General features: G+C 47.4%; 23 protein-coding genes. 19 read left to right on the top strand and 4 right to left on the bottom strand.

Going from position 1 to position 21,957, the window contains the following annotated elements; genetic code table 11:
• Nucleotides 1-58 precede the first annotated feature (58 nt).
• A complete protein-coding gene (locus BUB37_RS02400) occupies nt 59-661 on the top strand; it encodes a DUF4254 domain-containing protein (protein WP_072987904.1) in 603 nt (200 codons plus the stop codon).
• A complete protein-coding gene (locus BUB37_RS02405) occupies nt 648-1,697 on the top strand; it encodes a glycosyltransferase family 9 protein (protein ID WP_317616539.1) in 1,050 nt (349 codons plus the stop codon). The genes BUB37_RS02400 and BUB37_RS02405 overlap by 14 nt, the downstream gene beginning before the upstream one ends.
• A gap of 29 nt (nt 1,698-1,726) precedes the next feature.
• On the opposite strand, the gene BUB37_RS02410 is transcribed toward BUB37_RS02405, so the two are convergent.
• The 3 genes from BUB37_RS02410 to BUB37_RS02420 all read right to left on the bottom strand — a co-directional run bounded on the left by BUB37_RS02410 (nt 1,727) and on the right by BUB37_RS02420 (nt 4,099).
• Nucleotides 1,727-2,356 (bottom strand): TetR/AcrR family transcriptional regulator, encoded by a 630-nt coding sequence (locus BUB37_RS02410; protein WP_072987907.1) that lies wholly within the window; start codon nt 2,354-2,356, stop codon nt 1,727-1,729.
• 280 nt (nt 2,357-2,636) lie between these two features.
• Nucleotides 2,637-3,692, bottom strand: coding sequence for an arsenosugar biosynthesis radical SAM (seleno)protein ArsS (arsS, locus tag BUB37_RS02415; protein ID WP_072987911.1), 1,056 nt, complete (start codon nt 3,690-3,692; stop codon nt 2,637-2,639).
• A 71-nt stretch (nt 3,693-3,763) separates the two neighbouring features.
• On the bottom strand, nt 3,764-4,099 hold the full coding sequence (locus tag BUB37_RS02420) for an arsenosugar biosynthesis-associated peroxidase-like protein (RefSeq protein ID WP_072987914.1): 336 nt from the start codon (nt 4,097-4,099) through the stop codon (nt 3,764-3,766).
• A 201-nt stretch (nt 4,100-4,300) separates the two neighbouring features.
• Between BUB37_RS02420 and BUB37_RS21560 the strand changes: the two genes are divergently transcribed.
• The 3 genes from BUB37_RS21560 (at nt 4,301) to BUB37_RS02430 (ending at nt 6,927) form a co-directional block, all read left to right on the top strand.
• A complete protein-coding gene (locus BUB37_RS21560) occupies nt 4,301-4,465 on the top strand; it encodes a hypothetical protein (protein ID WP_170863102.1) in 165 nt (54 codons plus the stop codon).
• 88 nt (nt 4,466-4,553) lie between these two features.
• Nucleotides 4,554-6,074, top strand: a complete 1,521-nt coding sequence (locus BUB37_RS02425) for a Do family serine endopeptidase (protein ID WP_072987917.1) — start codon at nt 4,554-4,556, stop codon at nt 6,072-6,074.
• Between the two features lie 13 nt (nt 6,075-6,087).
• Entirely contained in the window at nt 6,088-6,927 is an 840-nt protein-coding gene (locus BUB37_RS02430; protein WP_317616540.1) for a patatin-like phospholipase family protein, read from the top strand.
• 91 nt (nt 6,928-7,018) lie between these two features.
• Here BUB37_RS02430 and BUB37_RS02435 read toward each other — a convergent pair whose 3' ends face one another.
• Nucleotides 7,019-8,068 (bottom strand): ferredoxin--NADP reductase, encoded by a 1,050-nt coding sequence (locus BUB37_RS02435; protein ID WP_072987920.1) that lies wholly within the window; start codon nt 8,066-8,068, stop codon nt 7,019-7,021.
• A 139-nt stretch (nt 8,069-8,207) separates the two neighbouring features.
• Here BUB37_RS02435 and BUB37_RS02440 point away from each other — a divergent pair, with 139 nt between their 5' ends.
• The 14 genes from BUB37_RS02440 to dut all read left to right on the top strand — a co-directional run bounded on the left by BUB37_RS02440 (nt 8,208) and on the right by dut (nt 21,935).
• The gene (locus BUB37_RS02440) at nt 8,208-9,677 is read left to right on the top strand and encodes a DUF5687 family protein (RefSeq protein WP_072989701.1); all 1,470 of its coding nucleotides are present in this window, start codon (nt 8,208-8,210) and stop codon (nt 9,675-9,677) included.
• 38 nt (nt 9,678-9,715) lie between these two features.
• Nucleotides 9,716-10,432 (top strand): ABC transporter ATP-binding protein, encoded by a 717-nt coding sequence (locus tag BUB37_RS02445; RefSeq protein WP_072987923.1) that lies wholly within the window; start codon nt 9,716-9,718, stop codon nt 10,430-10,432.
• 403 nt (nt 10,433-10,835) lie between these two features.
• The gene (gene porW / locus BUB37_RS02450) at nt 10,836-13,391 is read left to right on the top strand and encodes a type IX secretion system periplasmic lipoprotein PorW/SprE (protein ID WP_072987926.1); all 2,556 of its coding nucleotides are present in this window, start codon (nt 10,836-10,838) and stop codon (nt 13,389-13,391) included.
• A gap of 3 nt (nt 13,392-13,394) precedes the next feature.
• A complete protein-coding gene (locus tag BUB37_RS02455; protein WP_072987929.1) occupies nt 13,395-13,841 on the top strand; it encodes a bactofilin family protein in 447 nt (148 codons plus the stop codon).
• A complete protein-coding gene (locus tag BUB37_RS02460) occupies nt 13,819-14,043 on the top strand; it encodes an AtpZ/AtpI family protein (RefSeq protein ID WP_072987932.1) in 225 nt (74 codons plus the stop codon). Before BUB37_RS02455 ends, BUB37_RS02460 begins: the two co-directional genes overlap by 23 nt.
• A gap of 6 nt (nt 14,044-14,049) precedes the next feature.
• Entirely contained in the window at nt 14,050-14,442 is a 393-nt protein-coding gene (locus BUB37_RS02465) for a DUF6168 family protein (RefSeq protein WP_170863103.1), read from the top strand.
• A gap of 90 nt (nt 14,443-14,532) precedes the next feature.
• A complete protein-coding gene (gene atpB, locus BUB37_RS02470) occupies nt 14,533-15,711 on the top strand; it encodes a F0F1 ATP synthase subunit A (protein ID WP_072987942.1) in 1,179 nt (392 codons plus the stop codon).
• A 38-nt stretch (nt 15,712-15,749) separates the two neighbouring features.
• Entirely contained in the window at nt 15,750-15,938 is a 189-nt protein-coding gene (gene atpE / locus BUB37_RS02475) for an ATP synthase F0 subunit C (RefSeq protein ID WP_013993139.1), read from the top strand.
• Nucleotides 15,939-16,028: 90 nt separating this feature from the next.
• Nucleotides 16,029-16,529: a F0F1 ATP synthase subunit B gene (locus BUB37_RS02480; protein ID WP_072987945.1), complete on the top strand. Its 501-nt coding sequence runs from the start codon at nt 16,029-16,031 to the stop codon at nt 16,527-16,529.
• A 43-nt stretch (nt 16,530-16,572) separates the two neighbouring features.
• Nucleotides 16,573-17,112 carry an ATP synthase F1 subunit delta gene (gene atpH, locus BUB37_RS02485; RefSeq protein ID WP_072987948.1) on the top strand — a complete coding sequence of 180 codons (540 nt, stop codon included), beginning with the start codon at nt 16,573-16,575 and terminating at the stop codon, nt 17,110-17,112.
• 60 nt (nt 17,113-17,172) lie between these two features.
• Nucleotides 17,173-18,753, top strand: coding sequence for a F0F1 ATP synthase subunit alpha (atpA, locus tag BUB37_RS02490; RefSeq protein ID WP_072987951.1), 1,581 nt, complete (start codon nt 17,173-17,175; stop codon nt 18,751-18,753).
• Nucleotides 18,754-18,827: 74 nt separating this feature from the next.
• A complete protein-coding gene (atpG, locus tag BUB37_RS02495) occupies nt 18,828-19,688 on the top strand; it encodes an ATP synthase F1 subunit gamma (protein WP_072987956.1) in 861 nt (286 codons plus the stop codon).
• 277 nt (nt 19,689-19,965) lie between these two features.
• Nucleotides 19,966-21,441 carry a lipopolysaccharide biosynthesis protein gene (locus BUB37_RS02505; protein ID WP_072987963.1) on the top strand — a complete coding sequence of 492 codons (1,476 nt, stop codon included), beginning with the start codon at nt 19,966-19,968 and terminating at the stop codon, nt 21,439-21,441.
• Between the two features lie 59 nt (nt 21,442-21,500).
• A complete protein-coding gene (dut, locus tag BUB37_RS02510) occupies nt 21,501-21,935 on the top strand; it encodes a dUTP diphosphatase (RefSeq protein ID WP_072987966.1) in 435 nt (144 codons plus the stop codon).
• Nucleotides 21,936-21,957: the final 22 nt, after the last annotated feature.

Genomic DNA, 21,957 nt, shown 5'->3' on the forward strand with positions numbered 1-21,957 from the left:
TGATCGCCCCGGGCATCAAAGAACGGGGCAATTGATAACTTTGCTAAAAATTTGAGCTATGTTCAGTGATTTCGCTTATAGGATTTTCGAGGAAAGCATTCGAAACTACCACATCGAGGACTCGGTCGACCAGGCTTTTGTCAACCCCTACACAGATGATGATATTGCACGCTTGTTGTACCGAAAGAATTGGATAGATACCGTTCAATGGCATTATGAGGACTTGATCCGCGACCCGGAAATCGAGCCGGCCGCCGCCTTGGTCCTGAAAAGGAAAATAGACGCCAGCAATCAAGACCGTACCGATCTGGTCGAGTATATCGATAGTTATTTTCTTGAAAAATACCGGTCGGTCGAAATTAAGGAAGGGGCTACCATAAACACCGAGAGTCCGGCTTGGGCCATAGACCGATTGTCCATCCTCGCCTTAAAGATATACCATATGCAAGAAGAGGTTTCGCGTACCGATGCCTCGCCCGAACATATAGAGAAATGCAGTCAAAAGCTGAACGTGTTACTGGAGCAGCGCAAAGACCTTTCCACGGCCATCGACCAGCTTTTGGCCGATATCGAGGCCGGAAAGAAGTACATGAAGGTTTACCGGCAGATGAAAATGTACAACGACGAGGAAATGAACCCCGTGCTTCGTGGACAAAAATAAAAAGGCGCATATTCTGGTCGTCCGCCTTTCGGCCATGGGCGATGTGGCGATGACGGTACCCGTTCTCAATGCACTGGTAAGGCAGTATCCCCACCTGCGCCTGACCGTATTGACCCGGGGCTTTTTTAAGCCGATGTTTGCCCAATTGAACAATGTTGCCGTGTTCGAGGCCGATGTCAAGGGAAGGCACAAAGGGGTGTTCGGGCTTTACAAGCTCTACAGGGAGTTGTCGAAACTCCAAATCGACGGGGTGGCTGATCTGCACAATGTCTTAAGAAGCAACGTTCTCAAAGCTTATTTTAAATTGGGGGGCGTCCCCTTTTTTCAAATCGATAAGGGGAGAGACGAAAAAAGAGCCCTTACGGCACGGAAAAACAAGGTCTTTAAACCTTTGAAGACAACACATCAACGCTATGCCGATGTTTTCGAGGCCCTTGGTTTCCCTATCGATTTAAAGGGTGCACTTTCCATGTCGCGGCAGAAATGTCCTGAAAAGGTTTACGAACTCGTAGGCCGTGAGGCCCGGCCGTGGATCGGTATCGCCCCTTTCGCGGCCTTTAGGGGAAAAATGTATCCCTTGGGGCATATGCAGAGGGTTATCGAGCAACTGAATGCCCTTGACAAGTACAAAATACTGCTTTTTGGCGGGGGCGATGATGAAAGGAATAAATTGGCCAAAATAGCGAAAGCCAATAAGAATGCCTTTAATATGGTAGGCGAACTGTCGTTTCCCGAGGAGCTTGCCCTGATCTCGAACCTCGACCTGATGTTGTCGATGGATAGCGGTAACGGCCATTTGGCCGCCATGTACGGTGTTCCCGTAATTACCATCTGGGGGGTAACGCACCCCTATGCGGGCTTCTATCCTTTTGGCCAAGACCCCGATAACGCCCTGTTGGCCGACCGAAATCTATTTCCCCTTATACCCACCTCGGTTTATGGGAATAAAATGCCGGAAGGCTACGAAAGGGCCATGGAGACCATAACTCCCGATGATGTACTTGCCAAAATAGATAGAGTACTTGTTACGCCATAGGCTTTATAATCGGTTTATGGGGCCAATCGTTAGTCGCGATTGAACGCATTTTCGGGTTTGGGCTCCAATGATTTGAAGTATTGCCTCAATTGCGACATAAAACGGTATTTTCTTGCGCTAGGTGCCGTTTCTACCATGAGTGTGCGAACGCCAATATAGGCGCTCATAAGATAGACCGCAACCCCTTCGCTGTCGACGTGCCTGTCGATGTATCCATTGAACTTGCCCCGTTGTATGGCCGAGACCAGGTTGGCCTCCCATATTCTGAGAATGTCGTTCAGGTGCTTCATAACCTTTTCGTTCTTGCCGTTGAACTCGTTGACGAAATTGCTGAGCACAAAACCAAAATCGAGTTCGTTGTGCACCGCGGTCTCCAAGGCTTCTTCAAAGCAATTGGTAATTAGGTCGATGGTATTCTCATGCCCTTCTATAGGTTCGATAAGCATGCTGTACATTTTACGGACCAATAGGTTTTCTATAATTTGGATAAAGAAATCTTCCTTTGACTCGAAATGGTAGTAGAAGGCGCCCTTGGATAGTGAAAGCTCTTTTAAAATGTCGTCTACACTGGTGTTGTAATAACCTTTTTTGTAAAAAAGTTCAAGTCCGGTCACTTGCATTCGTTGCATGGTGGCCATGCGTTTCAATGTTTTGTCCATGATGTTAAGATTTGGGTTAAACCGACCGTTAAGTCTCACACAAAGAACTCGCAGATAGTGCTTTGGGTGAAGCTAATTGGTTGTATGAACCCATAATCTCGGTCAAAGGTCAAAATACCGATGTACGACATCCTTTTTAAAAAAAGAAACCGACCGGGGGGTCGGTTCAAAGGGGCTTTTTGTTGGATAAAGGGATAGGGTCGATTCTGCGAGACGATCAAAATGAGGGTTGCAGAGGCTGTCCTATAGGCTCCGGTTCGAGCCCTTTGGCCCCAGGTCTTCAGGCCACGGTTCCTTGGCAACTGCTACCGGCACCTGCCGTACATCCGTAGCAATGTTGCGAAATAACAATGTCCCTATCGTTCAATAAGTCTTCGTTGTAGTCTTTGATATGTTTCACTTTACTCGCCACCTTAAGGCCCAGCATTTGGTTGAAGTCGCAATCGTATAACCAACCGTCCCAACTAACGGAAATGGTGTTGGTACACATGACGTTGGCCACTGCGGCGGGGTTGTAGGCCTCCACCAGCGAGTACATGTAGTCTTCGTAGTTTTCCGAGGCGATCAAATAATCCAAGAACCGTGCTATCGGTAGGTTGGTAATGGCGAAAAGGTGATGGAACTGAATGTTAAAGTCTTCCTTTAAGGCCTTTTTGAAATCGCGCTCCATGGCTTCTTGGTCGGCAGGCAAAAATGCCCCGGAAGGGTTGTAGACCAGGTCGAGTCTCAAATCGCTATCGGGCATACCGTAGCCGACGGCATTGAGTTCTTGGAGCGCCTTGATCGACTTGTCGAAAACACCATCGCCCCTTTGCCTATCGGTTTTGCCGCGGGTATAATGGGGCATCGACGATATTACATGTACGTTGTGCTTCTTGAAAAAATCGGGCAGGTCGTGGTATTTTTTGTTCGCGCGTATAATGGTAAGGTTGGAGCGTACGATAAAGTCCTTGATGCCCGCTTTCGAAGCCTCTTCGACAAACCACCTGAAATTCGGATTCATTTCGGGCGCCCCACCGGTGAGGTCCAAGGTATGCGCTCCGGTATTCTTTATGACCTCGAGGCATTGCTGCATGGTCTCGCGTGTCATAATTTCCTTTCGGTCGGGCCCGGCATCGACATGGCAGTGCTCGCACACCTGGTTGCACATGTAGCCTACGTTGATCTGAAGGATTTCCAGTTTGTTGGGCCGAAAAGGATATTGGCCCAGATCGGCAAGTTTGTCCTTGAAATAGGGCAATTCGCCATCGGCGAAAACCCCGCCGTTCAAGATTTCCAATTGCCTGTTGTGTTCGGCAAGCGCATTGTGCCTTGCCTTTAGGGATTTTACAGCCATTTTTGTTATCGGTTGTTGTTATCGTCGGGGAAAACGGGCCTATTCGTCCGCTTACAATCGATTTTCCGACCTTACATACTGAGCTTGTTGTACTTGTTCATCATTTGTACCCCATGTACCAGGGTGGCCCCGCTTTCGATCGCGGCACCGGCATGCACGGCCTCCATCATTTCCTCTTTGGTTATTCCGCGTTGTAGGCCGTCTTTGGTGTATGCATCGATACAATAAGGGCATTTGACCACGTGGGCAACCGCCAGGGCGATCAATGACTTCTCACGGGCCGATAGGGCCCCTTCCTCGAAAACCTTTCCGTAGTACTCGAAGAATTTATTGCCCAGCTCTTCGCTCCATTCCGTAATATTTCCAAATTTTCTTAAATCCGAAGGGTCGTAATAATTATTTGCCATCTTAAATTTTCTTTATCTGTGGGTAATTGGTCTAAGTTAGGGGCAATTCCATACAATTTCACCCGCAATATTGCCCAATTAAGCAAAATTGCCCGTATTAGGGCCCAACTTTTAATTTTTTTTAGCAGTTGCACCTATTTGTTTGGCATAGGAATTGCCCAATAGGCAGCGCAAACAGGTTTCTTAAAAAAATTTATAAATATGGAAAAATTAACAATTCTTTTGACGATATGCGCCCTAATTTACGGTGGTTTCTTGTTTTTGACCCTTAAAACCTTGTGGCGCGATACCTTTTCGAAAAAGTCGATCTTGATTCCTGTCAAATCCGGGAAGCGCAAGGGCGACATCTGGAACGGAACAAAGTAATGAAGGGAAAGGCGACACTTTGTCGCATGGCCAAACTGACAGTCGTATGCCAGGTTTTAATTAAGGTCTAATCATAATTCTATATAAAATGACAACTAAAGCAAACATTACCCAAGGATGGAAAATCTACCTGTTTTCCGCCCTTGTAGCCCTTGCGGTGAGCTTTGCCGTAATCAAAGGGTATCAAATGAACCAAGGGAAAAACATCAACATTACCCAAGTTGAGGGTGTAAAGGGTAAACACGTGCTGTACACGGCCGATAACGAGGGCAATATAAAACCGCTCGACTTTACCGATACCAGCCAAAAGGTGTTGGATGCCGTGGTACACATCAAATCGATACGGACAAGGGAGCAGGGCAGTTTGGGAAGCACTAGGCAGCTTCCGGATCCCTTTCGCGAGTTTTTTGGCGATATGTTCAAAAACCAAATACCCGATGGGGGCATACAGTCGCAGCCCATGGTCGCCACGGGATCAGGGGTGATTATCAACGAAAAAGGGTATATCGTTACCAATAACCACGTTATAGACGATGCCGATGAGGTCGAAGTGACCCTGTACGACAACGAATCGTACAAGGCTACGGTAATAGGTACCGATCCGACCACCGACCTGGCCCTGCTTCAGATCAGGGCCGATAACCTCAAGGCGATCGATCTGGTCAACTCGGACGATGTTGAGGTCGGTGAATGGGTATTGGCCGTAGGAAACCCTTTGGGACTCAACTCTACCGTAACGGCCGGTATCGTGAGCGCCAAGGCACGAAGCATCAACATCAACAAGGAAAAGTTCGCCGTGGAGAGCTTTATTCAGACCGATGCGGCCATTAACCCGGGTAACAGCGGGGGTGCCCTGGTCAACCTCGAAGGCAATCTTATAGGCATTAATACGGCCATAGCGAGCAGGACCGGAAGCTATACCGGTTACGGCTTCGCCGTACCCAGCAATATCGTAACCAAGGTGGTCGAAGACCTTTTGAAGTACGGTAGCGTACAACGGGGTATGTTGGGCGTTACCATCCGTACGATGGACAGTAACCTGGCCAGGGAAAAGGATGTGGAATTCGCCAAGGGCGTTTGGGTAGAAAACGTAGGTGAGGATAGTGCCGCCGACAAGGCCGGAATAAAATCGGGCGATATTATCACTAAGGTGGACGATGTAATTGTACATACCTCGCCCAGGCTGCAGGAAATTATTGCCAGCAAAAGGCCGGGCGACAAGGTAACCGTTACCGTTAAAAGGAAGGGTAAGGAAAAGGAATTTGACGTGGTGCTTGAAAACGCCAACGGAAGCACCGAGATCGTCAAGCGCGAAAAGAAAGAGGTACTGAATTTGTTGGGTGCCGATTTTGAAGCCTTGGATGCCGATCAGGCCAAAGAGCTTGGTATCGACGGAGGAGTAAAGGTGGTACGCCTATACCCGGGCAAGATCCGCAAGCATACCCAGATGCGGGAAGGTTTCATTATTACCCATATCGACGGTAAAAAGATCAAAGATCTCGAAGATGTTGCCAAGGCCTTGGAGAACAAAGCCGGGGGCGTCATGCTGGAAGGTATATACGAGGGTTCGTCCAACAAGTATTATTATGCCTTCGGAATGGATTCGTAATAGAATCCTCATTTTGACTAATTTAGATGCCGTATTGAACAGGTTCAATACGGCATTTATTATTTTTAAGGAACACATGGAGGATATACAAAACAAGTCTATGGGCCTGATCCTTTCGGGGGGAGGTGTGCGGGGCATGGCACATATTGGCGTTATTCGCGCGATGGATGAATACGGAATGTCGGCCGAAATGGTCAGTGGTAGCAGTGTAGGCGCCCTTGTCGGTGCCCTCTATGCCAACGGAAACTCTATAACCGAAATGCTTTCTTTCTTTAAGGAGACCCCGCTCTTTAAATACAATTTTTTGACCATCATGAAGCCGGGCTTTATAAATACCGATAGGTATTTTGATATCTTTCGGGGTTATTTTCCCGATGATTCCTTTGAAACCCTGCAACGCCGTTTGCATGTGGTGGCCACCAATTTGCAAAACGGGGAACAGACCTATTTTTCGCAGGGCGAGTTGATAGGTCCCTTATTGGCCTCGGCCGCACTGCCCCCAGTATTTAGTCCCGTTGAACTGAACGGCCAGTTGTATGCCGACGGGGGCATCATGAATAATTTTCCCTTGGAGCCCGTTGCCGGGAAGGTAGACTTTGTACTGGGCAGTAATGTCTCGGTGGTCGGACGCTTGGAAAAAAAGGCCCTTAAGAATTCGATACAGCTCACGGGACGTGTTACGGGTTTGATGATCTATGCGATCAACCGGCCAAAGTTGGAGGCCTGCGACCTTTTATTGGAGTTCAAGGAATTGGAAAACATCGGGGTGCTCGACCGCAAGGGCATCGAAAAGGCCTATATGGTCGGTTATGACAGGGCCCGCATCGCATTTGACGGCCTGTTGTCGGGGTAGGATCCAAGATACGGAAAAGGCCTTTGGCATAAAAACCAAAAGCCCGCTCTATACGGCGGGCTTTTTAAATTTTTCGGTGATCGCTTGCCGACTATACATCGTCATAGTCTATGGTAAGGGTCGGTGTAAGCGGATGGGCCTGACACGTCAGGATAAAACCTTCCGCAATCTCGCCATCGGTCAAGATTTGGTTTTTTACCATTTCCGCCTTTCCCTCCTTGATCCGTGCAATACAACTACTGCATACCCCTCCCTGGCACGAGTAGGGGGCATCTATATTCTCTTTGAGTACGGCATCGAGAACGATTTCCTTTTTATCCATGGTCAAATTGAACTCCTCGTCGTCGACGATTACCTTTACCTGGGTCTGTCCTTCGACATCAACGGGCATTTCGTCCAAAATCTCGGTGGTGGTAAATAGCTCGAAGTGGATCCTGTCCTTGGGAATATCGTTTTCTTGCAGGGTCTCCGATACCTGGTTGATCATGGCTTCGGGCCCGCAAAGGTAAAAACCGTCGAAATCGGTATCCTTGTGTTTGTTCTTAAGGGCGTAATTGACGGTCGAGCTGTCGATACGGCCAAAAAGGGAATCGCTTTCTTGGGTCTGACTGGTAATAAAATAGGTAAAGAAACGATCGGGATGGTCGAGCTGCAATTTTACCAGATCGGTATAGAACATGGTTTCCTTGTACGATTTGTTGCCATAGACCAAAACGAACTTACTTTTGGGATGGCTGGCCAAAACGGCTTTTGCAATGCTCATGATGGGGGTAATGCCGCTACCTGCCGCAAAGGCGGCTATTTTTTTGGGGCCGCCCGAAGGGGAAAAGGTAAACCGGCCTTCGGGGGGCATGACCTCAAGTACGTCGCCAACCGCCAATTGCGTATTGGCATAGTCCGAAAAACCGCCCTTGTCCACCTTTTTTACCCCGATGGTCAGGCTGTCGCTTTTAGGCGAAGAACAAATGGAATAGGCCCTTCTCAACTCTTTTCCCTTAATTTCCTTCTTTATGGTGATATACTGGCCGGGCGTAAAATCGAAGGTTTGGATAAGGTCTTTGGGTATGGTAAACGTTATGGCCACCGAACTAGGGGTAAGGGGCTTTATGTGTTTTACCGTTAGCGAGTGAAAATGGGTCATTGTAATTATTTTTATACTAGAAGGTTGCAAAATTAAGCATTGGCAGACCGATATGAAACGGAAAAACAAAAAAAGAGTACCCTACTGTAACAAACTCCATATTTTTGACACCTATTCCAAGAACCCTTCAGCGACCCCTATGTTTAAAAAGTTCGCTTCCTTGCAATGGAAATCCTTTTTTAGGTCCTCCGCCCTAGGCAAAAGTTTGGGAGTGAAAGTCTTAATGGGCTTCTTTGCAGTCTATATGTTGGTGTCCTTGGCCCTTCTGGGGGCAAGCCTTTTCTTTCTCTTGCAAAAAACCGTTCCTGAAACCGACCCCCTGTTGGTGGTCAATCGCTTTCTCTTGTACTGGATCCTGGCCGAACTCTTTTTGCGTTACTTTATGCAAAAACTTCCGGTGATGGACATAAGGCCCTTTTTGATCCTTCCGGTCAAGAAGAGCAGTATCGCACACTACGTACTTGCCCGGTCCACCGTGTCGATCTATAACCTGTTAAGCCTGTTCTTCCTTGTGCCATTTTGCACGGTACTCGTTATGAACGGGTATCCGGCGCCCAATGTGCTGTTCTGGTTTTTGGGTGTGGTCGGTATCACCTTGTCCATAAACTATATCAACTTTATAATCAATAAAAGTGACAAGGCCTTGATCGGGGTAATAACGGTTTTGTTGGCCTGTTATGCCCTGGATCGATTTGATGTATGGCCCGTTACCGAATATGTTGGCCGTCTTTTTTATTCCCTGTACGAAAACCCTTTTTGGGTATTGCTTCCCCTGGCCGTGGCAGCGTTGACCTATTACATCAATTATGCATTTCTAAGGAACAGGATTTTCTTGGACGCCGCCCTAAGGAAAAACACCAGGCAGGTCATTGCCTATGATATGGAATGGACCAGGCGCTTGGGCCGTATCGCTCCCTTTCTTCAGCTCGACCTTAAGCTTATTTGGCGCAACAAGCGAACAAAGACCCAGGTCTTTATTTCCTTGGCCATGATTTTATACGGATTGGTATTCTATACCATGGAGGATTTTGGCCCCACCTCGACCATGCTGGTTTTTGTCGGTATTTTTATGACCGGTATCTTTTTAATGAATTTCGGACAGTTCATCCCGGCGTGGGACAGCGAGTACTACAGTATGATGATGTCGCAGAACATTCCGTTGCGAACGTATTTGGAGTCCAAGGCGGTCTTGATCTACGTGAGCATAGGGGCCATGTTTTTATTGTCCATTCCCTATGTCTATTTCGGATGGGAGGCCTTGGCCATCAATTTCAGCTGTGCCCTCTATAATTTGGGTGTAAACGTGCCCATAATCTTGTTTTTCGGTTCGATGAACAAAAAGCGGATCGACTTGACCAAAAGTGCCATAGGAAATATGCAGGGGGCCGGGGCCGCCCAATTTTTGGTGGGGATACCCCTCTTTGTTGTCCCTCTGGTCATTTATTTTTTGGTAAGTTTTCTCGTTTCCTTTGAAATGGCCCTTATTTTACTTTCGCTGATAGGTACGGTCGGTTTTGCCCTGCGCAAGGCCCTACTCGATAAGATTACCAAGGCCTACCAACGGAAAAAATACGGTATGGTCGCCGGTTTTAAGGAAAAGAACAGTTAAGAACGACGGGCCCTAGGCCCGATAAACAAAACATTGAAATGATATCGGTACAGAACCTTACAAAGAAATACGGGGCGCAAACGGTCTTGAATATTGGGCATTTGGAGATACCCAAGGGGCAGAGCTTCGGCTTGGTAGGCAATAACGGGGCCGGAAAGACCACGTTTTTCAGTTTGTTGTTGGATTTGATCCAGCCTACCGAGGGCCATGTCGTAAGCAATGACATCAGGGTAGACCAAAGCGAGGCTTGGAAACCTTTCACCTCTTCCTTTATCGACGAGTCTTTTTTGATCGGTTACCTGACCCCAGAGGAATATTTCTATTTTATCGGCGAATTGCGGGGCCAGAACAAAGCCGATGTCGATGCCCTGCTGGCTACCTATGAAGATTTCTTTCATGGTGAAATCCTGGGCCAAAGGAAGTATTTGAGAGACCTCTCGAAGGGAAACCAGAAGAAGGCGGGAATCGTGGCCTCCTTTATAGGCAATCCTGAAATAATCATCCTCGACGAACCCTTTGCGAACCTCGATCCCACCACCCAAATACGGCTAAAAGGGATCATCAAGGATTTGGCAGCACGGCAAGGGGTGACCGTATTGGTATCGAGCCACGACCTGATACATGTTACAGAGGTATGCGAGCGGATCGTGGTGTTAAACAAGGGCGAAATCGTGAGGGACATCCAAACTTCGGCGGAAACCTTAAAGGAATTGGAAACATTCTTTGCAGGTAAATCTTCCTCAATGGCCGAATAGCTATCTAAAAAAGCGCTTGCAGGTCACCGAACGGAATGGACCTTAAAGTACCGGACCGACCACGGGGTCGGTTGTTGCCTACCTGCCGCTTGCACAGCGAACTTTTGAAGGGGTCAAAGGGCTCAAAATGCCTATAAAATGCTCTTTTGGGGTCCTTGCTTGCCGCCAAAATAGGATGTGCCGACCCATGGGTTGGTTTGAGGGGGCTTTCTCCATTTTTGCATTTTGGCAAAAGGCCTTAAATTATTTCCTTTGTTCGGCACAAGGGGTATTTTACCTGCAATTCGAATCTGTTTTGCCATTTGGGGTCGGGTTCTAGGGCCTGCTTATAAATATTTTATCGACGAAATACATAATAATCCCGTTGTTTTTTAGTTAGTGTTACGTACATAGATCTACAATTTTGAAACTATATTATAAATTGGTTTTGATTTCGGTTTTTGGGGGCGTGGCGTTAAGTGCCTGTTCCACCAAAAAGGATACGTTCGTGAACCGAAACTGGCATGCGATGAACACCAAGTACAATACCTTGTACAATGGCAATATCGCCTTTGATGTGGGTCGTGAGGAGCTCAACAATACCTACAAGGACGATTATTGGGAAATACTTCCGGTAGAGCGTCTCGAGGTAACCGACGAGATCAAATTGGATTCGGAAGACAACAACCCCAATTTTATTATCGCCGAAGAGAAGGCTACCAAGGCCATACAAAAGCACAGTATGGACATTCGCGACGTAGAGCGAAATCCGCAGACCGACGAGGCCTTTCTGCTTTTGGGCAAGGCCCGATACTTCGACCAACGGTACATACCCGCCCTGGAGGCCTTTAACTATATCATCAACAAATACGATTACAGCGACAAGCTGAACGAGGCCCGCATATGGCGCGAGAAGGTCAATATCAGGTTGGAGAACGAGGAGCTGGCCATCAAAAACTTGAAATGGTTGATGAAGTACGAAGACCTCAAAGACCAGGAATATGCCGATGCCCGGGCCATGATGGCCCAGGCCTATATTAATTTGGGGGTTCTCGATACGGCCGTACAGCAATTGAAGATAGCCTCGGCCTATGCCAAAAAGAAGCCTGAAAAAGGCCGGTACTATTACATTATGGGGCAGTTGTTCAATCAAATGGGGCATAAGGACAGTGCCAATTACGCCTTTGAGAAGGTAATCGCACTTAAGCGCAAATCGCCCCGCGTCTATATGATCAATGCCGAATTGGAAAAATTCCGCAATACGGAGATTACCGAGGAGAACAAGGAAGAAATGTTCGAGTATCTGGCCGATTTGGAAAAGAACCGCGAGAACCGTCCGTTTCTGCATAAGATCTACCGCCAGATCGCCGAATACCACCTGGGGCAAAAGAACGATAGCCTGGCCTTGGTCTACTTCAACAAATCGTTGAGGGCCACTACCGACGAACCCAAGTTGAACGCCCTTAACTACGAAAACCTGGCGGTATACAACTTTGACCGCAACGACTACAAGCTGGCAGGGGCCTACTACGACAGTATGCTGACCAACCTCAGCGAGAATACCAAAAAATACAGGGCCGTTAAAAAGAAGCTCGACAATCTTGAGGATGTGATCAAGTACGAGGACATCGTACACCATGCTGATAGCGTGATCACCCTGTACGAATCGCCCGAAGCGGAGCGAATCGCCTATTTCGAAGACTACGTCAATAGCTTGAAGCAGAAGGAAGAGGCGGCCCGGAAAAGGGAAGAAAAAAGAATGAACGCCGGCTTCGCGCAATTTGCCCAGAGCAAGGGCGGCAAGGAGAACAAGGGCAAGTTCTATTTCTACAACGTAACCAGTTTGGGGTACGGCAAAAACGATTTTGCCCAAAGGTGGGGCAAAAGGGAGCTTGCCGACGACTGGAGGTGGAGCGACAAAAGCAGGGTTCGACAGTTGGAGGCTAGGCCGGGGACAGTCGCCGAAAATTCGGGTGGGGCAGCCGACGCTTCGGAAGACGACCGCATGTCGGTCGACTACTACCTGGCGCGTATACCTACCGATGCAGCCATTATCGATAGCCTTAGGGCCGAGCGCAATTTTGCCAATTATCAATTGGGACTCATCTATAAGGAAAAGTTCAAGGAAAACCTATTGGCGGCCAAGAAATTGGAAGATGTACTGGCGTCTAACCCGGAAGAGCGCCTTGTACTTCCCAGCAAGTACAACCTGTACAAAATATATGAGGAAGAGGGGAGTCCGCTCCTGGCTTCAATGCGGGCCGATATTCTCAAAAACCACGGCGATTCCCGCTACGCGGAAATTATTCTCAACCCCAGGGCCGTCCTTGAGGACGATGCCGACAGTCCGGAGGCACGCTATGCGGCATTGTTCAGGCTCTATCAACAACAGGAGTATTTGCAGACCATAACCAAGGCCGAGGAATACATCGACAAATTTACGGGCGACCCCATTGTTCCCAAGTTTGAAATGCTCAAGGCCAATGCCATTGGCCGCCTAAACGGTTTTGAGCCTTTTGAGGAGGCCCTTAACTATGTGGCCCTGACCTACCCCAATACGCCCGAGGGCAAGAAGGCCGAAAAAATGGTTTCGGAACAACTGCCCAAACTGGCGTCGACCGAGTTTTCTACCGAAGAAGGCGCTACCGGAACGGGCAATTGGAAAGTCGTCTTTCCCTTTAGGCGCAGCAACGACCAAATAGCCCAACGGGTAATGAAGGAACTCGAAGATGCCATAAAGGACCTGCGTTACAAAAACAAGGTTTCAAAAGATATTTATACCTTAGAGGAGCAGTTTGTGGTGGTCCACGGATTTAAATCAAAGGATTATGCCTTGGGCTTCGCCGAACTTATAAAATTTAACAAGGATTATCTTATCGACAATGAGAATTTCGTAATTTTATCTAGCAACTATAAGATTGTGCAAGTGCACAAAAACCTACAAGATTATAAAAATCAAATTTTAACCCCAAAACCTTAATAAATGTTTTCCGACAACAAAAAACCAAGAACTATGAACGAAATAGGCGCGCAACCCAATAGAATTTCAAAGAATACAAAGATCAAGGGCGACATCGATTCCGAGGCAGACTTTAGAATCGATGGAAAACTGGACGGTAACGTAAAGACTACCGGAAAAGTGGTTATCGGCAAAGACGGCTACATCCACGGAAAGGTAGAATGTGTTAATGCCGACATCGAAGGAAGTTTCAACGGGGAACTAATGGTTTCCGATTTGTTGTCCCTAAAGTCCTCGGCAGTAATCGAAGGTACGGTATCGGTCACCAAACTGGCCGTAGAGCCGGGAGCCACCTTTAACGCCTCTTGTACCATGAAGGGCAAGGGAGCATCAGGGGCAGGTTCGGCATCCGGCGGTTTTAAATCGAGCTTAGGCTCTACTTCGGCAAATGGCCCGGCAAAAGCCTCGTGACAACTCGCGTCTGATTCGTAATGCGGCAAGCCTTTCGGGCATTGCCATTCAAATGGGGGCCACTATTTATTTGGGCAACCTTTTGGGCGCTTGGTTGGATGTTAAATTCGAAAAAACCTATTTAGAGGATACGGTTACCTTAATTGCCGTATTTTTGTCGATGTACCTGGTCATAAAAAAGGTAATCAACTTGAATAAATAGATGGCATTGTTAAAAACAGTACTATTATATATAGTCGTGTTCACTTTCGTGGGCGCGACTTCTTATTTTCTGCACAATTGGGCGTTGAACGATACCCAAATGGGTTTCCATGCCCTTTTGCGAAAGGCCTATCTCTTTCATGGACTTTTCTCTTTATCGGTACTAATTGCCTTTCGACTGACGGCCGGTTTCGATTCCATCTTTCCCCAACTGGGTTTTATTTACATTGGATCGGTGGTGCTTAAAATCACGGTCTTTACGGCCATGTTTTACCCGCAACTTATGGGAGATCAGGCCATATCGCGTTTTTACAGGGCTTCACTGCTCGTTCCAATGGCTATTTTTTTAATATTGGAAGTTCTTTTTGTTATAAAAATCCTTCAAAGGAAAGAATCGTAGAATTTTATACCTGAAAAATGGTTTGAAATCAACTAAGAATAACTACTTTTGCGCCAAATTTTAGGAGCTTAATTTTTTGATAAAGAACCCATGAAGGAAGTATCAAGATCGGTCGGAAACTTATTACTACTTTTTACGCTTTGCTTTTCACTCCAAAGTTTTGCCTCTTCGGATTCCGAAGGCGAAGGTACGGTAAGTTCCGCCGACGAAGTCAACGAATACATCTTGCACCACATCAAGGATTCGCACGATTTTCACCTGTTTTCATATACCAATGGCTCGGGCGAACGCAAGCATGTCGGCTTTCCCCTACCTGTAATACTTTGGTCGAGCAACGGCCTGGTTACCTTTATGTCGTCCGAGTTCCATCACGACGATTCGGGCAAGGTTGTCGTTGAGAAAAACGGGTCAAAGTTCGTTAAGCTCCACAGCAAGATCTATGAACTCGAGGCCGGGGCTACCGAAGTTGAGTTCGATGAAGAACACCACGCCGTCAACGCCGCAAGGGTATTGGACTTCTCCATTACCAAAAGTGTGCTCGGTATCTTGTTGGTCGGCTTGCTCATGCTTTGGGCCTTTTCTAGCTTGGCCAAACAATACAAGACGAAAAAGGTGCCTACCGGTTTCGGCCGTGTTTTGGAGCCCTTGGTGATTTATGTCAGGGACGAGATCGCCAAACCGAACATCGGGGAGAAAAAATACAGGAAGTTTACAGGATACCTGCTTACCGTATTTTTCTTTATCTGGATTTTGAACCTGTTGGGCCTGACCCCGTTGGGCTTCAACGTAACGGGCCAATTGGCCGTGACCGCCGCATTGGCCGTTTTCACTTTGTTTATCTATACCTTTAGCGGAAACAAGGACTATTGGATGCACATGCTCTGGATGCCCGGGGTGCCCGTTTTGATCAGGCCGGTATTGGCGGTAATCGAGTTGGCCGGGGCATTTTTGATAAAACCGTTTTCACTTTTGGTGCGATTGTTCGCCAATATTTCTGCGGGCCATATCGTGGTGATGAGCTTGATCGCCATCATGTTTACCCTTAAGGAGACCCTTACGGTCGGAGGGGCTACGGTCTTGTCGTTGGTGCTCTCGTTTTTCATCACATTGATAGAAGTACTGGTCGCCTTTTTGCAGGCCTATATTTTTACCATGTTGTCGGCGCTTTTCATCGGAATGGCGGTTGCTGAGCATGATCACGACCATGAGCACGATGCCCATGGGCACGAAATTCCCGATGCGGAAGACGTAAGGGGGGATTTCATCTAGAATCGAGTTTTTTTATTTAATATATAAATCAATTTACTATGTACAACTTAATTGGAGCAGGTTTAATCGTAATCGGAGCAGGTATCGGACTTGGTCAAATTGGTGGTAAGGCAATGGAAGGTATTGCCCGTCAACCAGAAGCGACAGGAAAAATACAAACAGCGATGATTATTATCGCTGCACTTTTGGAAGGTTTGGCATTCGGTGCCTTGTTCTTGGGAAAATAAGAACTTTTAGACCTAAAAGGTAATTTCCTGCAACGGTTGGTTGCAGGAAATACTTTTAATTAATCAATAGCATTTTAAGATATAGTATATATGGAAACTTTATTAAACGATTTTTCACCTGGGTTGTTCATAGTGCAGACCATTCTTTTGTTGGGCCTGATCTTTCTTTTGGTGAAGTTCGCCTGGAAGCCTATCTTAACTTCTTTGAACGAACGCGAAGAAGGGATCCAAGGTGCATTGGAGGCCGCTGAAAAGGCGCGTAAGGAGATGCAGAACCTACAGGCCGACAACGATAAATTGTTGAAAGAGGCACGTGCCGAGCGCGAGGCCATGCTTAAGGAAGCACGCGAGATCAAGGAAAAAATGATCGCCGATTCCAAAGAGCAGGCAAAGGTCGAAGGCGATAAAATGTTGAAGCAGGCACAAGCGGCCATCGAAAGCGAAAAGAAAGCCGCCGTTGCCGATATCAAAAACCAGGTTGCCGAGCTTTCCGTTGAAATTGCGGAAAAAGTGTTGAAAGAGCAATTGGCCGACAAGGACAAGCAGTTGAAGTTGGTCGAGAATATGTTGGGCGACATTAAATTGAATTAGTAAACAGGAAGGGGATCACCACTTTACCAATAACGAATAAAAAATGAGCGATTCTAGAGCAGCAGTACGATATGCAAAAGCCGTTTTAGACCTAGCGGTCGAAAAAAAGGCGGCCGATGCCGTTGAGAAAGATATGCGTTCTATCGTGGCCACTGTATCCGGAAGCAAGGAGCTTCAGGATTTGCTAAAGAGCCCGGTTGTCAAGGCCGAAATCAAAAATGGGGCTTTGAAGGCCGTTTTTGAGGGCGCCAGTGAAATCACCAAGGGGCTTATCGATACATTGACCTCGAACAAGAGAGTCGCCCTATTGGGCGAGGTGGCCCTAAAATACATCATCCTTAACGAAGACTTGAAAGGGGAGGGCGTGGCCCATGTAACCACGGCGGTTGCATTGACCCCCGAATTGGAGAAAAAGGTCTTGGATCAGGTGGCGCGACTAACCGGTAACAAGGTTACCATAGAGAACAAGGTCGATGGGAGCATTATCGGTGGATTTGTGCTTAGGGTAGGTGATTTGCAGTACGATGCGAGCATCGCCAACAAACTCAATAACTTAAAACTAGAATTTACGAATAGTCTATAATAACAACTAAGACACTGAACGTATCAACGGTCTTTGTCAAAGGTCTAACGTTTATAACAAATGGCAGGAGTAAAAGCCGCTGAGGTATCAGCAATTTTAAAGGAACAATTATCAGGATTTGAAGCTACCGCTACCTTGGACGAGGTGGGTACCGTATTACAGGTTGGTGATGGTATCGCCCGTGTTTACGGACTTTCCAATGCCCAATACGGTGAGTTGGTCGAGTTTGACGGCGGACTTAGGGGTATCGTTTTGAACCTGGAGGAAGACAATGTCGGGGTGGTACTGTTAGGACACTCCAAAGAAATTGTCGAGGGTACAACCGTAAAACGAACACAAAGAATCGCCTCCATCAATGTGGGCGAGGGTATTGTGGGCCGTGTAGTTGATACCTTGGGTAAACCTATCGATGGAAAGGGACCCATTTCTGGCGATACTTATGAAATGCCATTGGAGCGTAAGGCGCCTGGTGTTATTTATAGAGAGCCCGTAACCGAGCCAATGCAGACCGGTATCAAGGCGATCGACGCCATGATTCCCGTTGGCCGCGGTCAAAGGGAGTTGGTTATTGGTGACCGTCAAACGGGTAAGACCACCGTTTGTATCGATACCATTTTGAACCAAAAGGAGTTTTACGATGCAGGTGAGCCCGTATATTGTATTTACGTGGCCATCGGGCAAAAGGCCTCTACGGTGGCTGCCATTGCCCAAACACTTGAAGATAAGGGCGCCTTGGCCTATACCACCATTGTGGCGGCCAATGCTTCCGACCCTGCACCCATGCAGGTGTACGCTCCTTTCGCGGGTGCTTCTATCGGTGAATATTTCCGCGATACGGGTAGACCGGCCTTGATCATATACGACGATTTGTCGAAACAAGCGGTGGCCTACCGTGAGGTGTCCCTTCTTTTGAGAAGACCACCAGGACGCGAGGCTTACCCAGGTGACGTTTTCTACCTTCACTCCAGATTATTGGAGCGTTCGGCAAAGATCATCAACGACGATAAGATTGCCCAGAGCATGAACGATTTGCCCGATGTGTTGAAGCCTATGGTAAAGGGTGGAGGTTCGTTAACAGCACTCCCCATCATCGAAACACAGGCAGGCGACGTTTCGGCATATATCCCTACCAACGTAATTTCGATTACCGATGGTCAGATTTTCTTGGAGCAAGACCTTTTCAACCAAGGTGTGCGCCCGGCGATCAACGTGGGTATCTCGGTATCGCGTGTGGGGGGTAATGCCCAGATCAAATCGATGAAAAAGGTTGCAGGTACCTTAAAACTGGATCAAGCCCAGTTTAGGGAACTTGAGGCTTTCGCCAAGTTCGGTTCCGATTTGGATGCCGCTACCTTAAACGTAATCGAAAAAGGTCGACGTAACGTCGAAATACTGAAACAGGCACAGAACGATCCATTTACCGTAGAAGATCAGATAGCTATCATATATGCAGGGTCTAAAAACTTGTTGAGGGATGTTCCCGTTGAGAAAGTGAGGGAATTCGAAAGGGATTACCTCGAGTTCTTGAATGCCAAGCATAGGGACGTATTGGATACCTTGAAAGCGGGCAAGCTGACCGACGAGGTTATCGATACCCTGACAACGGTTGCAAAAGAACTTTCAAGTAAGTACAGAAACTAGTACAAAGTATGGCGGCCCATTGGCGATTAGGGCTGATGGGATACCAAATACGAATTACTAATTACTAAAGGAAAATGGCCAATTTAAAGGAAATACGAAATAGGATCACATCGGTATCTTCTACGATGCAGATTACAAGTGCCATGAAAATGGTATCCGCTGCCAAGTTGAAGAAGGCCCAAGACGCCATTACCGCAATGCGACCCTATTCCGATAAGCTTACCGAACTTTTACAAAGTTTAAGTGCAAGTTTGGATGCCGATTCCGGAAGCAAGTTTGCCGATAATCGCGAAGTCAAAAAGGTATTGGTGGTCGCCATTACCTCGAACAGGGGCTTGGCCGGGGCGTTCAATTCGAATATCCTGAAACAGACTACGGTTTTGAACGATGAGGTATACGCCGGAAAACAGGTCGATTTTGTCGCCATAGGAAAGAAAGCGAACGATTTTTGGGCCAAAAGGGCCAAGGTTATAGCCAACCATAGCGGAATTTTTGACGATTTGACCTTTGATTCCGTTGCCGCTATTGCCGAAGACCTGATGGAACAGTTCGTTTCGGGTAACTATGACCGCATCGATATCGTCTATAACAAGTTCAAGAACGCCGCCACCCAATTGGTAATGACCGAGCAGTTTTTGCCGATCGTTCCCGCAGCGGGCGGTGACGCCATAAGTGCCGACTATACCTTCGAGCCTTCAAAGGCCGAAATCGTTGAGCAATTGATCCCTAAATCGCTTAAAACACAATTGTACAAAGCCGTAAGGGATTCCTTTGCCAGTGAACACGGCGCACGTATGACGGCCATGCACAAGGCTACCGATAACGCTACCGAACTTAGGGACCAGCTTAAGCTGACCTACAACAAGGCCAGACAGGCCGCCATTACCAACGAGATCTTGGAGATCGTCGGTGGCGCCGAAGCCTTGAACAACTAAGTAAGAATGAAATAGAAAGTTTATATAACCAAGACCCCACGGAAATGTGGGGTTTTTTAATTCTTTTGATCCGCACCAAGCTTAGGGTATTGCCGTTAACAAGGGCATATCGATACAATGGACCTCCTGGTTTTGACCCAATAGGTGACGGTATACGGCGTTTTTTGGTACTTATCCGCCTCTGGTCCGGGCACGAAAGGCAAATAAAGGGGAAGGCCATATAGAATACTTTGCCACATCCTTATAAATGGGTACTTTTGGGTATTAAACTTCGCCATTGAATCCGCTCAAAAAACTATTTAAGCAAACGGCTATTTACGGCCTGGCGACGGTACTGCCGCGCATGATGTCCTTTCTTTTGCTTCCGCTCTATACGGGAGTTCTTGAAACGAAGGGCTATGGCGAGATATCGGTCATTTTTGCCTGGTTCGCCATATTCAACGTCCTTCTGGCCTATGGTATGGAGACGGCCTTTTTTAGGTTTTACAACGGCGGCGACAACAAACAAAAGGTGGTATCGACCTCCTTGGTTTCAATCATGGTGAGTACTGCCATCTTTACCATTTTGGCGCTTTTGTTGCAGAATAGCTTGGCCAGGGCCACCGGAATAGGGGTCGAGTTTATACGCTACGCCATCTTCATCATTGCCTTCGATGCCTTGGTGATCATACCGTTTGCATGGTTGCGGGCCAACGAAAAGCCCATGCGCTATGCCGTGGTTAAAATCCTGAATGTCGCGGTCAACCTCGGACTCAACATCTTCTTTCTGCTCGTATTGCCGAAGATGGTTCAAGAGGATCCCGATACTTTTTTCGGGTGGATGTACAGGCCCGACTTTGAGATTTCCTATATTTTTATTTCCAACCTGGTAGCCAGCATACTTACATTGTTGCTGATGTTGAAGTTGTATATCAGAAGGGACTATACCTTCGATACCGAACTTTGGAAACGCATGATGCGGTACGGCTGGCCCGTGTTGGTCGCCGGAATCGCCTTTACCATCAACGAGGTGTTCGACCGGATCCTTTTGGAGAACCTCCTGCCCGCGGATATCGCCAAGAGCGAAGTGGGCAAGTACTCGGCTTGCTATAAATTGGGCCTTTTTATGACCCTTTTTGCCACGGCCTTTAGAATGGGTATCGAACCCTTTTTCTTTAGCCATGCGGGTAGCGAAAACCCGCAAAGGGCCTATGCCCAAATTACCAATTACTTCGTGGTCTTGGGCAGTATCATTTTGTTGGCCGTTGTGGTTTTCGCCGATATCCTTAAACTCCTGTTCGTACGTAACGAAGCCTATTGGGAGGCCATGGATATCGTCCCCTTGATTATTCTGGCGAGTTTCTTCTTGGGTATCTACCACAACCTATCGGTCTGGTACAAGGTAACCGATAAGACCAGGTACGGAGCCTTTATTTCCGTAATAGGCGCCATTATAACCATTGGTATCAATTATGTGTTCATTCCCTATATCGGTTATATGGCATCGGCCATAGCTACCCTTCTGGCCTATGGAAGCATGATGGCACTTTCGTATTACCTGGGGCGATCGCGGTATCCCGTGCCCTATAATTTTAGAAAAATCACCTTCTACCTGGGTATATCCATCTTGTTCTCCACGCTCTCGTTTTATGTTTTCAATAGGAATTTAATAATCGGGATCGTGCTACTTTTGTTGTTCTTGGGCTTGGTTTATAAGCTTGAGAACGATAAATTGAGACAAATTTTTTTCAAAAAAGGACCTAAGCAGGGCTGATCGAAAACCATAACATTTCAACAATCACAAATACGGGCCTTGGCCCCAAGTTACAAGCTATGCACATCAAGATTATCAATAAATCGTCGCATCAACTGCCCCATTACGAAACCGGGGCTTCTGCCGGAATGGATCTACGGGCCAATATTTCCGAACCGATTACGTTACAACCTTTGGAGCGTTCCATTGTCAAAACCGGACTTTTTATCGAACTTCCGGTGGGATACGAGGCGCAGGTTAGGCCGAGGAGCGGTCTGGCCGCCAAAAAGGGAATTACCGTATTGAACGCGCCGGGCACCATAGATGCCGATTATAGGGGCGAAATCGGGGTTATTTTGGTCAACCTCTCCAACGAGCCCTTCACCATAGAAAACGGGGAACGCGTGGCCCAATTGGTAATCGCCAGACACGAAAGGGCCGAATGGGTCGAGGTCGACGAACTCTCCGAAACGGCAAGGGGCGCCGGTGGCTTTGGAAGTACCGGGGTAAAGTAGCCCAATGCCCCAGGGCATGGCC

Source organism: Pseudozobellia thermophila, from assembly GCF_900141855.1.
GTDB lineage: Bacteria > Bacteroidota > Bacteroidia > Flavobacteriales > Flavobacteriaceae > Pseudozobellia > Pseudozobellia thermophila.